The sequence below is a fragment of the uncultured Alteromonas sp. genome, from assembly GCF_963976965.1.
Taxonomy (GTDB): Bacteria; Pseudomonadota; Gammaproteobacteria; order Enterobacterales; family Alteromonadaceae; genus Alteromonas; species Alteromonas naphthalenivorans.
Genome location: NZ_CAXBMP010000015.1, coordinates 72,748 through 88,060, shown reverse-complemented (window position 1 = coordinate 88,060; position 15,313 = coordinate 72,748). Strand labels below are relative to the sequence as shown.

The window sequence follows — 15,313 nt, the reverse complement described above, 5'->3', positions numbered from 1 at the left end:
ACAGGTATGCGCTAGCCTACAATCCTGCGTGGTACTGGCTTACTGTTGACGCTGGCACCATACTATTTAGCGTGTCTTCAACTTGTTTATCACCGGCTAATAGCTGTTCGAATTGGCGAATTAGCGCTACCTTGTCTGGCGATACTTTGTCTCCCGCACCAATGTTGGTTAAATCAATCATGAAGCCGTCGAACAAGTCAGATAAATCGTTCATTACTTCCATATTTAAAAACTGGTCTTCGTTATAAATACTCGGATAACCGGCTTTTTGCTTATCGATGGCGAACGACATACCTTTCATATTAGTAATGCTGGTTGATTTGTCACAAGAGAGCATACACCCGTTATCGATACGCGGCTTCTCGCAACCTACACTTTGCTGGAAAAAACACTGACGGCTGGTCATCAACAAAATAGGGTGATAAATACTGTAAAACAGTTTGAAGTTTTCAGGCCGTGCAATGTTCTTCATTTGCATGCGGTTTAGCTCGTTTGAAATAAACGCACCGTGACAATCGAAATCTTCTTTCATGGCCATTAAAGCATACGAGTTAGTGGTATTTAAGAAAGGCCCTGCAATCCACTTGATACCCAGTTCATTCGCTTTAAAAGCAATACCGGTATTGTTGGTTATAATTAATGGCGGCATGACTTGTTCAAGAATGTTCACTGCCACATCGTAGTCTTTGCCAATAAGTACTGCAGGAAACCACGGAATTAAGCGGGGGTTGTCTTGTAAAAAGCCTATATATTTAGTGCAATTACGCTTGTAAGCATCTGGCAACTTAAAGTAGATATCAGCATCCGTCTCATCAGCTAAATGCACGTCTGCCTCATCACAGATTAGCAACGAAAGCGCGGGCTGTTTATCGGCTTCGCTTTTAGGGTAACTCGTGAGTTTTGGTAATATCACTTCAGGTATTAACGACTGTTCACCGTTAAGCTGCTTCATGGCTTCGTTTTTAAGCGCCGTTACATCGCGAAACGGCAAACTAAGGCCTGCACCTAGTTGCATAACATCAAGGTTAGCAATGCTGTATTCACCCGTACCTAAATTTCTAAAACGCTTCTCTAACAATACTTCGTCTAACGCATTTTTCTCGCTTTTAGACAACACGCCTTCAGAATGTAATGTTATAGTTTTAGGGGCAATTGAATTGATGTCGTCTTTAACAGACCCATCTTCAGTATTAGTCGACTGGCCCGCAGCTAAGCCATGGGTTTTAATAGTTAGGGTTAAACAGCTTCCCTCTTCACCTGAAAAAGCGAGCGTAGTAGGTATTTTATCAATAGATAAATACTGAATTTTCTCTCTTACCAAGTCGTGTAGTTCGTTCTTTTCTTGATAAAGGGTTTGCTTCACTTCTTGTATTTGCACCACTGAAATACGGTTAACGTCTTTCGTAGACGCATCACTTGCACTTTCTGTTTGAGCCGCTTTTTCGATAGCATGATTTTTTGAGTTATCACGTGGATTATCAATAAACATCGATTGATTCAAATCGCCACGTAAGAACGCGTTAGAAAAGTCTCGGTTGAAAACCTTATAAAGGCGTTCGCCGTCTTCTAACAATTCGCCTGTTTCTAAAAAGCCATCTATCTGCTTTCTAAAACTATCAATAACGGTATGAACGTAACTTGCGCCTTTTATCCGCCCTTCTACTTTAAAAGAATACACGCCAGCTTCTATCAATGCAGGCAGGTCGAAAAAGGCTGAATTGTCTTTAATATTTAGCGGAAAATTATGCCCCGATTCGGTGGTTTCATATTCTTCGCGGCAAGCCTGACTGCAGCGGCCTCGGTTACCCGAGTTTCCGGCACTCGCAGAGGTTGAATAACATAGCCCTGAGAACGCCACACATAAAGACCCATGCACAAACACCTCGGTTAGCACGTCGTGTTCGCGGCTTACTTTGGTAATGGCAGTAATTTCCCGCAGGTTTAATTCTCTCGACAAATTAACCCGTGAAGCCCCTAGTTTTTTAAGGAAAGGGATTTGACCGATGTTATGCGTGGTCATTTGGGTAGAAGCATGAATATCAAGCGTAGGAAAATGCTTTTTGATAAGATTGAACATGCCAATATCTTGCACAATCACGCCATCAAGCGTGGTATTTACCAACTTGCTTAGTAGCTTTGCAAGAGTGGGAAATTCTTTTTCAAGAATAACGATATTCAACGTTAAAAAGATTTCGCAGTCGTATTGGTGCGCCAAGCGAATAACGCCCACCAGCGCATCAAATGAAATATTAGACGCACGATTTCGCGCATTAAAATTATCTAACCCGCAGTACACCGCATTGGCGCCTGCAATAATGGCGGCTTTAATCGCATCAACATCGCCACCTGGGGCTAATAATTCAATTTTCGGATTCGTGTGAGTACTGTTCATGTAGATGCTATATTGTGGGAAACTTTATGCCGAGGATTTTACCTGCATATTTGCCCAATGAATATCATAACGGCAGATTAATCGCGGTAAATGGAGATAAAACACCCAATGCCACCGTCAAAGCCACCTGCTACGCTACAACCTAATCACAAAAACGCACCTGCAATTGCACAAAAATATGAACCTATACGTGGGCAGCGCCCCATACTTTATTCTTTACGTAATTGCCCTTATGCCATGCGCGGAAGAATTGGTTTGTTTAAAGCGGCGCAAGACGTTGAAGTGCGTGAAGTGGTATTAAGCAATAAGCCCGATGCCATGATTGAAGCGTCTGCCAAAGGTACGGTGCCCACTCTCGTATTGCCAAATTCAGATGGCACTAATACCGTGATAGATGAAAGTTTGGATGTGATGCTGTGGGCACTGCATCAAAACGATCCAGAAGACCTACTGCATCAGCAAGACCCCAACGCTCTGCCCGCCATGCTGGCATTAATTAAAATATTCGATGACGAATTCAAAACACAGTTAAATGCTTACAAAGCTGCTAAACGTTATCACGAAAATAATGTCACCGAGTGCAGGCAAGCCTGTGAAGTATACCTGCAAGATTTAGAAGCGCGTTTAGGTGCTAATAGCATTGAAGGAAGTGCTCAACAAGGCCTCGAAGATGCACAATCGAAGCGGTTTATTTTTGGCACAAAAGAAAGCCTAGCAGATATCGCCCTACTGCCCTTTATTCGCCAATTTTCTAAAGTTGAACGAAAATGGTATCGAGAATCGCCCTACCCTAACCTAAAGCAGTGGCTAAACAGTTATATACAAAGTGTTATGTTTAATAAAGTAATGACGCAGTATGAGCTGTGGAAGCCATAAGCGAAGTACAAAAAAAGGCTGTTCTATTGTTGTAGAACAGCCTTTTAAATAGATTTTTCAGTCTGTCTATTTGGTATTAATTTTAAACTTACCATCTCGCATGAAAGTAGCAAATGCGCCATTGGGATCTGACATCATCATCATAGGTACAACTGAAAAAGGTTCATCACTATCACGGTAAAGAGTGACCTCCTCGCCTTCAAGTAGCGCAAGCATTCCTTCCAATATCATTTGTCTTGGTTCCTCAGCTTGCTCCAGCGCTAATTTTAACTCTTCTATCGCTTCATCACGTAAATTATCGCCGTCTTTTTCAGCAGTAGCTTGAGAAGCAAATAGTCTATCTACTAATCCATCATCTGCTAACGAAAACTCAAACGCGCCAATTTCAATGGCGGCCATTAAATGCTGTGCCATTAACTCGGGGGCTGTTGATATCGGTGCTTTAGTGAAAAGATCGGTTGAAAGTGAAACGCGACCAGCATCTTCTACATCGAAAGAAAGCTCTTTAATACGATATTCGTTGTCTTCTTCATTTACTTCAAAGGAAAAACGTTGATCTAGCGTTTTTCCTTCTTTCATCAGCATGTGAACCAGAATCTCTTGAATATCGTCAGGCGTATCATCAACACCCTGGCCTTTAAATTCTAAAAAAGAAACTCCCGAAAAATGCACTTCACCTTCTGTGGTATTTTCCAACTCGGCTTCAAAGCCCGAAAGCGCTATGTTATCGACCAGAATATCTCCCTGTCTGGCATCACCAATGCGAATATCGTCAATGGACACATCACCAAAAATAGTCGCACTTACATGGCCGTAAGAAACCTGGGTGGTAGCAGGGAGGTCGGCGATCATTTCATCTACTGCGTCTTTGGCTTTTGAGGAAGCATAAACATTTCCTCCTACATAACAAACGCCAAGTGCAACTAAAACGCCTACAACAAGCTTTGTGTTTTTACTCATTTACGTGTCCTTTCTTTTACACTATCCCGAATTTCACACAATCAAATTTCGCTTAATCAAATATCACGCCATTTACACCCCACAGAAACCGAATCTGCAAGATGGAAGATGCAATATGAATAAGTACATCAAACTGACTGCTAAAATCGATGCTATAAGGCCATGGTAACGAATTTTAACGAAAAGTTATGCCCAATTTTTATAGCCGCGCTTCAATCAGTTCAACGTATAGGGATAGTTGCCGTAAAATTGTTCGACTTATTTAAAATAAATGACTGTTTATTTGCAGCCCATGGCGTAACAATTAGCTTAGTGGTGTGACGGTAGATATCTTTTACTGCGCCGTTAGTAAGCACAACTTGCTTGGCGCTTTTGGGAAGCTTGATTTGGGTAAAAACAACCGACGTTTCGTGCCCAAGAGATACCGTACCTTCACCAAGTGGAATAGATTTAAGTTCTGCGTTGATACTCAACGTGGCGCTAATATGGTTAAGAAGCTGCTCGTTAAATTCCTCTGGAGTAGTGTAAGGGGTTTTGGAGAAGTGCAAACGCACTTCTTTTCTAAAAGCATCTAATGATGAGGTTATGGCTAAGCGCCACGTATGGTTTTCTGTTTCTGTTAACCTAACAACAGAATAATCGAATCCGTGGGCATGAACGCTAATTGACCACCATAACAAGGTGATAAATAACACCGACTGTTTAACTACATTCATAATATACCTGCTGGATTACTCTGCCCACGCGCCATAAAAGCAATCTAAGAACTCATTACTTTCTAGCGACAATACGTGGTAATGGTAGCCACGTGTGTCATCGTTGTGCCCCCGGCATTCATCCATATCTTCTGCTTCATTACCGTTGTCATCTAACTTTGCGTACAAACCAAAACCATCAAGGGCATAGCCAATCATTGCCGCGTGACCGTCCGATTGCTCAATACGTGTAGTCATTCCGGTATCACCATGATAGTGATAACCCAAGCTGTTGTTCACGTGCCCACCTGCATCATCTACCGGCGCAATTTGATACCCAGCTAGAATAATATCGATGTCGGCGGGATGATCGAATCTAACACCATTGAATGCCAAGCCCCTTACTGAAGGTCCGTATTCAACGCCAGCCACTTCTAACGTAGGGCCATCGCTTAGCTCAACCGGTTCGTCTTGCTTAATGGGTGTAATAGGAATGAGGTAGGTCACTTGTGTACTTACCCACTCAGGCAAACACTGAGCACACATGTTCGTATATTTATCTTCAATATTAGGATCTGCACCCTCGGCGCACTCCTCGGCGGTTTCCATACGGCGCACTGTGCCGTCATCTTCATACATCTTAAAGCCGGGGTCATCATAATAGGTGGCCAAGTTTTCAATAAAAGCGCCATCTAGGTCATTTATTTCACCTTTATCAAACCAAAGCCCGCCCTCTTCAGCCGTATCGTAAATTGTCTCTGGGCACCAGGGGCCCATATCGTGCTCTTCTGCCGTGTGCTTCGATGTTATTTCGTAGCACAACGTTTGCGTACCATTCACCAAGGTACAAGATACGGTATCGATGCTGACGTTTTCTCCAGTAAGAAACAAAGTCGCATCCACATCCAATCCTGCATTCTCATCTTGCGCGTCGTCATCAGAGCTATCGTCACTGGCTGAACTATCATCAGAGCCTTCACTTGCACTACTGTCGGTGACTTCAGTACTTGAATCGCTTGAACCGCCACAGGCAGTTAAAAACAAAGATAGTGAAATAAAAGCAATTTTGAGCAGATTGTTATTCACGTTAATTCCTTTGTAAAATATAGGGCATAAATTCAATTTACCGCCGCATATCTATAACCAGCTAGGTAAACAAGTACTTAGCCGGCACAGGGGCAGATTCAGGCAATAAATAATGACTGGGCAACTACCTTACTAAATTAGAAAGGGAAACAATGTGGAGAAAAAGTGGAAGTTAAAAACAGGCGAGTAAAAGACAATATATGATATTAAGAGATACGGGTTTTAAATAAAGACTTTCGATGTGTAACGTCAAGTTCATACTTCTCAACAAGGCTTATTTGCTGGTTTATTGCCTTAATAGCGTTAGCAACATTTGCCAATGAAAGCAGGGCTAAAAGCCATCCAACGGGTGAAGAGACTGTTCTTACTATTCGCTGCGCTATACGCAACAGATGACCAACAATCGTCAGTCCTGCAGCATAGAGTTTGGCTTGGAAACCATACTGGGTTCTATCAAAACTAATTTGGTGGGGCAGCGCTTTTGAGTCTATGCAGCAAAACTGATCAAAGTCATTATCATGAGCAAAGCACGTTTTAGAGGGTGCCCCATAATGAAATGCATGACCTTTTAAATACGACATGCCTGAATAAACAATATCGAACGCTTTCACCACACTCAAGTAACATGTGCGTGCTTTTTTACTAATGTAACGTGCAATATTCGCAATCACTTCCTTTGTTTTTTCAAGCACGCGCTTTACTGCACCAAAAAGCCAACTTACCATTCGCTTTAATCCGTCGAAAATACCATTGGCTAGTTTGTTAAATTGCGTTCTTAACGCATTTTGCTTACTTTTACTTTGCCATAATTGGCTTACCGAAGCATTTAAGCTTTCATTGTCGCTATCAGTCACTTCAATACTGGTGGAAAGTGCGGAGAATGCCGCCATTAAAGCAGCATTTAGAGGCTGTCTATTGTCGCTTCTTTCATCATATATTTTATCATTTTCATTATCACTTAGGCGCACCACAGGGTAGTCAGAATAAAACTGCCTAACCGCGAGTTGAGTTTTAGATACACTCGCAAAGGTGCGTTTTTTGAATCTTCTGGTAGCCCTTCTAATCGTCTGTTCTTTCCCCGGTGAGATATCATAACCGAGCAACCAAAGCTCTACTCTGGCTATCGCTTCTATAGTGTTAGGATACGCAGTAAATGCTGGTGCAAAGTGTGTATTGTCGCCTAACCTAGCAACGATATTATCGTATTCAAACATGGCATTGAGTAAATTTATATCCAATCCGGAGCACGCGTTTTTCACTAATTTTAGCTGTTTGGCAAACACACAAAACTGGTCAATCGCATTTTGAAAGTCGGCATTTTCGCTAGGGTTGATAATAGTTTTGGTGTGAATACGATGTTTATCCCAATCGGTGAAAAAGCCGAGCGTGTACAAGCGGCAGTACACCGCTCGCATCACGGTTTTGTTTTGTAGTACCTCACCTTTTAATAACCAAATGTGGTGTTGATTTTCCTGTGTTGATTGCTGCCATAAGCTTCTCCATTTCTCGCTAGCAGCTTTTCGCCAAACAGTCCCCCATAGTGCAGGGCTTTGCTGATTTTCAAAACTTACTAGGCACTCCAAAACCCGCCATGTAAGCTTTCCGGCCCAACCGTCTTGGGTAATACCAGCATCATGTTGAAACTGCTTTATTTTTTTAATCAGTATGCGGTCAGTCTGCGGGTTATGTCGATTTGCGAATTTATGCCCTTCTCCTAAGTAACCAAGCTCAATTAAACGGGCTCTTATGGCGCGAATATAGGCAGAAGAATCTGTCTTGTTAGGGTTATCGGAAGCTAACGTTGCGTTGGGCAAATAATGCTTAGATACCGAAGCATCAAGCCCTCTTCCTAACTTGTCGATTATGCCAAACTTGTCGTCCATCACTACAAATCCGCAATTTCCCCTACGATAGATCTCACGAACTCAATAGATGCGGCTCGAGATTCAGCACCCGCGAGCACCAAATCAGCATGAGCAAGTCGCTGCTCTTCGGTGATATCCTTATCGTAGAAAGCAACAATGTCACCATCAATACTGGTTTGAGTACTAGCGAGTACCTTAACCGCCACGGTGGCGTTTCCCATTGCAGACGACATCACGGCATCAAATTTTAACGGCGCGGTATCCGTCGCGTTCAATGTGACTGAGCCTTGAAATGTCACCACATCAAGCTTAGACAAATCACCAATACCGTCAGCCATGGTTTGCATTGCGTCTTTGAACTTTCCCATCATAAAATTCCTTCTATAAATTAATAAAAAAGCAGCTTTATCGCCTTAACAAAGCTTGTATTGAACAGGGCGTTAAACAAAGGTAAAGCGGTGCGTTGAACTGCTGGTATAGATACGGGTAAAGACGCTGGTATTACTGCGCTTTCTTCCGCTTCCTGTGAAAATGGATAAGTCGCCAAATGCTTAAAGTCATGCTGGTTGTCGATTTCCAATCTGCCTTGGTAGATTTCAACCCGAAACTCTCCCCTTTCAGCAAAACGCTGATGTGCTCGGGTGTAGGCTTCGTACCGTAAATGTAAATCGTGCTGAAGCGTTTTCATTACGCCACCCTTACCAGGTCGCCAGCGATATATTTTCTAGCTGAATGCCTGACTAAGTTAGCCTCATCGTCTCGCCGGTGTAACAAACCATCGAGTCCTCTGCCCTGCCATAATCGCTTCATCTTCGTAATTTGCTGCGCAATGCCAACATAATCTTTGCTTGCCACTAAAGGCTTTATGGCAGCCATTTCTCGTCGTGAATCCCCTTTTAGACTCCCACCACGGTTATACACTAACGATACCAAGGCAGCTTGAGTATCAGCATTCAAGTACTCGACACCAGGGAAAGTAGATTTTGTTTTTTGTGCATATTTCGGCAGTGATGAGTGCACAAATACATGCTTCGCGGCATCGAAGGGCACAGTGACAGAACGTAAAGAGGAGACATGAATTTTAGCCGCTTGCCCCTTCAGGCCACATACCCGGGTAAGTTTCACCATATCAAAGGTACTAAGGAGAGACTGCCAGTCTGATTGAAATTGACTCTTACTCGCGTAACCTAAATCGTAGCCAATACCGATTGTGATCCCAGACTCACCTTTAGGCCATGTTGGACGGGTAAGCCGTTTCTCATAATATTGCTTTGAACTGATCTCATGTTGCACAATGAGGTTTATCCCCTTTTGTGAAAGCGTAAGGCTTATTTCATCTGAGTTGGCTGGCGTTGTTGTTGATGTAACTTGGGTTAGGCGCTCTGCGATGGGAAGTAACCGCTTTTCAAGGGCTGAAAGGGTTTCGCCACCAAGTACACCATCAGGTGACACACCTAAGTGTTGTTGAATTCGTTTTAGTCGCTCTGAAGTGGTGAAGTGCATTGGGTTGTGTCCATGCAACCTTGAAACATACTTCATTTCGATGGTTATTATTTGAACTAATAAATATTAACTTAACATTATTTGTACAAAATACAACCAATTCGATTTCAATTTTGAGTGTTATCTGAAGAGAATGATAGACGTAGCGTTAAAAGGATAGGGCTATGCGTTTATTTATGAGGGTAACATGCTGAATTTAATATGAATAATCGGTAGTGACTTCGATTAAATAAAAGAAGTCACTACCGGGTGTTTTGACTTTGTTCGGGCTAGAACAAAGACTATGCCGTAAATTTTGCTAAAGATAGGGCGGATTTAAGTCCGCCTTCTAGCAATGTGATAGTTGCATCAAGCGTGCTCATTTCTATCCGTAATTCGGCGCGGTCTTCACCTAACGTCCAGACTAATAACAAAGTACCTGCATCTTCAGTAACAGAGAAATCGCCGTTAAACGCATTGGTATCGTTGCGAATATGAATTAATTCAATTAGGCCTTTTACCACTGGCTTAGCGAGGGCTTCATCAATATCGCTCTCACTTAAATAAGGTCTATTGATATCACGACCCACATTGGTTTTCGCTAGCAGTTCCATGTCGTTAGTCGCCCCTAGCATCCCAGCATAATATACTTGTGGTACCCCTGGACTGAAAAACTGTATCGCACGCGCAAGCAAGTATTTATAGTCGTCTTTTCCTAGTGCATCATAATAAGTGCAGTTAATTTGATACAGGTCGACATTACTTGCAGCTTCCCCAGTGGCCTTTCTCGACTCTCCATTCGAGTTAACATGAATGGTTTCTACCAAATTATCGATTTGCGAGTTAGTTAAAAGCCCTGGCTTATCACCGCTGGCTCCTACATCAACAATACCAATTCCATCATGGGTATCTAGTACGGTGAAGCAATTGCGAGGGGAAATAGACAACCAATGCGCCAAGGCAGATGCGTCTTTGCTAAATAGGGTGTGCAACACCAATGGTGGAAGCGCAAAGTCATAAACGCTGTCACAACGAGACGCAATAGCAATTTGAGTTTCATAATGACTGTGAATTTCAACCAAGCTTTGAATGCCCATCGCGTGTGCACGCTTGCTTAATGCCTCAATAAACTCAAAGGTTTCTTCTAACATAAAACAGTTAGTGCCAGCGCGTTTAATGGCATAACCTGCTGCATCTAAACGAATTAAATCGACATTACTTTGTGTAAAAGCTTCTAGGATTGATTCTAGGTATGCTTTACCCAAATCAGACTCAACATCAATATCGATTTGATTGGCGGTGAACGTTGTCCAAAAAGGCACAACCTCTTTGTTATCTAGCTCATACTCAGAGAAAAATGGCGTAGGGCGAGGCCTAAATACCTTTCCAATATTGGCAATATTAGCCGCATCATCTTCGCTAAATACAGATTGTTTTGTTAAAAATAGCGGCCAGTATTGTGATTCACGGCCGTGTTTAATTACATCTAAAAATGGCTCACTTTGCGCAGACATGTGATTCACTATTAGGTCTGCCATAATATTCATCGACTCGCCAATCTGCTTCACATCGGCCCAGCTGCCCAAGCGCGAATCAACGGTCGTGTGATCGATAGGATCAAAACCTGCATCTTCACCATCGAAGGGGTAATAGAAAGGTAAAATATGAACGCCTGTAAATAGCCCTTTCAACGTGGTGCTTAGCAGCGTGTTGAGGCCTGTCATATTTCCCTTACCTAAACGGTCTGCATAGGTAATAAGTTGAACGCCATTGCGTAAAGGCATGAAAACTCTCCAATTAACGGGGGTGCGCCTTATTAAAAAGCAAAAATGCACCGAAGATTTGCAGTGTTTCCTATAGCAACAAGAAGCACTGCATTGATTTAATGTAAATAGTGGAACTTGATAATGCTCTGGCTAGGTGTGTTGAGGCACTCCATATTCTCTTTTCTCAATCATGGCGAGACGCTCTCGCGTTGGCTGAGCAATAGCGTTGTAAAGTAAGCCTAGGAATAACAAAATAGAAAAGCCCGTGGCTACGACAAATCCATACTTGGCATCGCCGCCATTGGCATCACTTACCACACCCATAATAAAAGGCCCAGCCGCAGCACCCGCCGCAGTAAAGAATAAAATAACCCCCGCCACTGAACCGTGCTGTCGCTTCTCGAAGCAGCTAATGCCTTTGGAATTAAAAGTAGGATAAATGACTGACATAAATATGCCGCTTAATGGAAAAAGGAAAACGGCTAGCGTTTGGCCTGCTATTAAGCCAACCACAAAACACATCATTATCATGAAACTAAATAACAGAAGCACTTTGGTCCACTCGAAGTGCTGCATCATCCAAATACCAACAAACCGACCTACCGCGCGCAACGCGAAAAATACGGAAACGGCGTAAATGGCAAGTGTTTGGGTAGATTCATTGGCGTAGCAGCTGTAAATATCTGATGCCGAATTAGCGTCACAAATTAAGTAGCTTGGCATCCACACATAAATTGCACTTTCGGCCGCAACATAAAGAAACGCGCCGATTGAGAAACCTAGTGCGTAAGGGTCTTTTAGTAACTTTAAGCTATCGACAAGACTAGTAGGCTTTTCTTTTATCGCCTTGCTTTCTGGATATTCAACCATCAGTGCCATGCAAATGAGCACGGTGCATAAACCACCTGCAATCACGTATAGCCAAGTCCAATGAACACCCTGGGTAATCAGCCAGGCGACCAGAATTGGACCTATTATTGCGCCCACACCAAAGAATGCTTCAGCACCGTTCATGGTGCCAGTATGTTCTTTAGTTGAGCGTGAAATATCGCCGATTAAGGCAAGTGCAGCGGTTTTAAACACCCCAACAGCCAAGCCGGACAAGGTTACCAAACTTAGAATAAACGCAAAGGTACTGCCTACCATAAACAGATAGCAAGAAATCGCGAATAAAGCTAAACCCAAGATTAGCGTTTTTTTACGACCAAATTTATCGGCCAAAAAGCCAAGAAATAGCCCAGAAAATGCGATACCAATCATGAACAAAGAGTGCATTAGACTCGCTTGCGTATTGGTCACTGCAAACTCAACTTTTACTTCTTTAATGATTTCACCTACCGAGTCGGATGTCATCGCAAACATCATAAACATCAAATAGGTTAACCAGCGAATTAACCCGTAGTTATGCTCGCTCGTTTGGTTAGTAGACATGAAGATTTACCTTTAAAACTAAAGAAAGATAAAATGCATTGCTGCGCCGAATTATCTTATGTAGCGCTTGTAGCGAAATACCAGAACTATCACTTACGGCGCTTATTAAAAAGCGCCGCAGTGAATAGTGATAGCGACCATTAATAGAAGGCGTACTTCAATTGAATTGAAGATGTTCTTCCGCTAATCGGGCGAGCACGAATGATATCGCCAGCTGATGCAGCACTTTCTTCAGACTCAGTAATAACAAACTCATCAGTGGCGTTGTTTACATTCAACGATACTGAGAATTGGTCAGATACATACCAAGTGGCAAATAAGTTAGCCACCACATAAGCATCTTGCTTAAGCTCGTTTGAGTCTTGCACATAGTACTCAGTTGAACCTTGTAAAGACGCACCGATGCTAAAGTTTTCAAAATCGTACTGTGGAATAACCGTGTAGATGAAATCAGCTTGACGACGGGGTGTCTTACCTACTAATGCAGGGTTGAACTTGTCTTCACTAATTTCTGCATCTGTCCACGTTGCGTTTCCTGACATTGTGAAACCGTTACCGAAATCGTACTTACTTTCAAGTTCTAGACCTGTTGCTTCGTATTCACGAATAAAGGTTAAACCGCTTGTCACTTCAGCTTGAGTATCTTGGGTTACCGTATTGAACAATGTCGCGTTAAATTTGAAGTCTCGCGTACCGTACTTGACACCAAACTCTAACTGCTCTGTTTCGTCGAAACCACTCGTCGTGCTTGTTAAGCTGCCATCGGCATTAAGGGTACCGGCAATTTGAAGTAGTCTATCAGCTAGCGCTCGGCCACCTTCACTGTAGCGACCAAAGAAAGTCACAGAATCGCTGTACAGGTATGAACCACCAAGTGAGAATGATGTGTTACTTGCTTCGTAATCAACAATTTGACTTGTTGCGTTAGCTCGGTTCAAACGAATTACACCACCACCGAAGCCAAAGCCATTTGATGCAGATGCATCTTCAGTATTACCTGAAATAACCCCATCACCATTAATGTCTACATCGGTATTACCGCCGCAACACGAGTTAATAAGTTCGCCATTCGCTTGCACTGTGTCACGACGTGCACTCACGTCAAACAACCAGTTATCACCTACTTCGAAGCCTACGTTAATGTACGGCGCCGTAGTGGTGTAGTTTAAATCCCATTCCCATGAAAGGAAGCTTGGAGCCCAAAGCCCCTGGTCAACAAGTGCAGTACCGTCGGCATCTTCAATATGAAGATACTGAGAGTTAGTACCGTCAACCGTTTGGATAAACGTATTCCAGCTGTTCCAGCTAATAGCGATATCTTGCTTAGAGTAGTAATAACCTGCGGTTAGCGTTACCCCATTGGCGTACTCTTTACGAAGACTCAAGTCGTTGATCATATTACCTAAATCATTGTAAGTCGTATCGAACAATAAATTAAGGAAAGCTAAGCCGTTGTACTCTTCACCGGCATTTGGACCATTCGCAAGCGTTACGCTGGTTGAATCACAGTTGAACGCATTACCATCACCGTCTAAGGCTGAAGCACAAATTGCGGTAGCCATACTGCTAGCAGACTGCGGTCCATAAGCTCCGAAAGTATCAGTGAATGGAGATACGAATCCACCGCCTACATCAGACGTTCTGAATTTGTTAAGCAGGTAAAGATCTTCTGCCACTTCCAAATCAGCTTCAAAGCCGAAAGAGGTCACCTCAGATTCAATACCGTCCGTTAGATCACGATTAACTGGGTTACCGAAAGAATCGAAAGTCGAAACATTGGTAGTGTAAGCAGAATGCAGTGTTTGGCTGCTTGCATCGAAGTTATCTACTGCGCCATAGCTGCCGTTACCTTTTACCAATACCGGAGCTGGTAAATAGGTCGTTACTCTGTCGTCTAAATGCTTGAAGTAAAAGCGTAAATGACCGTTTTCGAGTAGTTGAGTGAAGTTGATTTTTACTTGGCCACCTTGGTCGCCGTTATAGCCGGTGTCACGAACACCTTCACCACCGCGCGCAAAACCACCAATGTGGAAATAGAGGTCGTCGTTTACTTCACCGCCGTAAGCGAAGTCTAAACGAAACTCTTCGTAGTCAAGACCAAAGGATGTGCCGATTGCACCACCACCTTGTTCACCCGTTGCGCTGATCATGTTGATGACCCCACCCGGTGAGTTACTGGCAAATGTAGATGCTGAACCACCACGTACCGATTCCACCCGTTCTACAGACCAGTCATAACGTAAGAAGTTATCTGCGTTACCGAAGTTAATATCGCCGTACTCTAAAACGGGAAGGCCATCTTCATGAATTTGCATGAATTTAGAGCCGCCGGTAGCCAAAGGAATACCACGAATAGTGATGTTTGCGTTACCGCCACCGCCTGATGATTCGGCACGAATACCTGGCAGCGCACGGAACACCTCAGCCGTTGAGCGAGGTGCAAGCTTCATGACTTCTTCTTCATCAAACGAACTAACAGAGACACTTGCCTCTTGTGCGGAAACACCCGCGGGGCTGGCTGTTACCACGATCTGTTCATACGTTTCTTTTGCTTTCTTCTCTTGAGATGAATTCTCTTGAGATAAATTCTTTTGAACTAAAGAGTCCTGAGCTAAAGCAGCGCCATTCAGGCCTAATAACACTGCAATGCCCAATGCGCTTTTATTAAATGTTGTATGCATGGGTATTCTCCAAAGCTAAGCGAAATTCTCTTGCGCTCAGCTTTATAGAAAGAAGCGAAAGAGAACTAAAACCATAAAT

General features: G+C 43.1%; 12 protein-coding genes. 1 reads left to right on the top strand and 11 read right to left on the bottom strand.

Annotated elements, in window-relative coordinates:
• Positions 1-16: 16 nt before the first annotated feature.
• Positions 17-2,392 carry a peptidase U32 family protein gene (locus AAC006_RS12845; RefSeq protein WP_339891547.1) on the bottom strand — a complete coding sequence of 792 codons (2,376 nt, stop codon included), beginning with the start codon at positions 2,390-2,392 and terminating at the stop codon, positions 17-19.
• A gap of 108 nt (positions 2,393-2,500) precedes the next feature.
• Between AAC006_RS12845 and AAC006_RS12840 the strand changes: the two genes are divergently transcribed.
• A complete protein-coding gene (locus tag AAC006_RS12840) occupies positions 2,501-3,268 on the top strand; it encodes a glutathione S-transferase (RefSeq protein WP_013783110.1) in 768 nt (255 codons plus the stop codon).
• A 66-nt stretch (positions 3,269-3,334) separates the two neighbouring features.
• On the opposite strand, the gene AAC006_RS12835 is transcribed toward AAC006_RS12840, so the two are convergent.
• From AAC006_RS12835 to AAC006_RS12790, 10 genes are all read right to left on the bottom strand, one after another.
• Entirely contained in the window at positions 3,335-4,228 is an 894-nt protein-coding gene (locus AAC006_RS12835) for a hypothetical protein (protein ID WP_126871593.1), read from the bottom strand.
• Between the two features lie 221 nt (positions 4,229-4,449).
• Positions 4,450-4,944: a hypothetical protein gene (locus tag AAC006_RS12830; RefSeq protein ID WP_013783108.1), complete on the bottom strand. Its 495-nt coding sequence runs from the start codon at positions 4,942-4,944 to the stop codon at positions 4,450-4,452.
• Positions 4,945-4,959: 15 nt separating this feature from the next.
• A complete protein-coding gene (locus tag AAC006_RS12825) occupies positions 4,960-6,009 on the bottom strand; it encodes a YHYH protein (protein WP_126871592.1) in 1,050 nt (349 codons plus the stop codon).
• Positions 6,010-6,215: 206 nt separating this feature from the next.
• Entirely contained in the window at positions 6,216-7,892 is a 1,677-nt protein-coding gene (locus AAC006_RS12820; protein ID WP_126871591.1) for a peptidoglycan-binding domain-containing protein, read from the bottom strand.
• A gap of 2 nt (positions 7,893-7,894) precedes the next feature.
• A complete protein-coding gene (locus AAC006_RS12815) occupies positions 7,895-8,245 on the bottom strand; it encodes a hypothetical protein (protein WP_126871590.1) in 351 nt (116 codons plus the stop codon).
• 17 nt (positions 8,246-8,262) lie between these two features.
• Positions 8,263-8,562, bottom strand: a complete 300-nt coding sequence (locus tag AAC006_RS12810) for a hypothetical protein (RefSeq protein WP_339891546.1) — start codon at positions 8,560-8,562, stop codon at positions 8,263-8,265.
• Positions 8,562-9,377, bottom strand: a complete 816-nt coding sequence (locus AAC006_RS12805) for a hypothetical protein (protein WP_288389209.1) — start codon at positions 9,375-9,377, stop codon at positions 8,562-8,564. Before AAC006_RS12805 ends, AAC006_RS12810 begins: the two co-directional genes overlap by 1 nt.
• A 281-nt stretch (positions 9,378-9,658) precedes the next feature.
• Positions 9,659-11,140, bottom strand: a complete 1,482-nt coding sequence (gene gtfA / locus AAC006_RS12800) for a sucrose phosphorylase (RefSeq protein ID WP_129739736.1) — start codon at positions 11,138-11,140, stop codon at positions 9,659-9,661.
• Between the two features lie 132 nt (positions 11,141-11,272).
• On the bottom strand, positions 11,273-12,493 hold the full coding sequence (locus AAC006_RS12795) for an MFS transporter (protein WP_339891563.1): 1,221 nt from the start codon (positions 12,491-12,493) through the stop codon (positions 11,273-11,275).
• Positions 12,494-12,693: 200 nt separating this feature from the next.
• The gene (locus AAC006_RS12790) at positions 12,694-15,234 is read right to left on the bottom strand and encodes a TonB-dependent receptor (RefSeq protein ID WP_013783099.1); all 2,541 of its coding nucleotides are present in this window, start codon (positions 15,232-15,234) and stop codon (positions 12,694-12,696) included.
• Positions 15,235-15,313 lie beyond the last annotated feature (79 nt).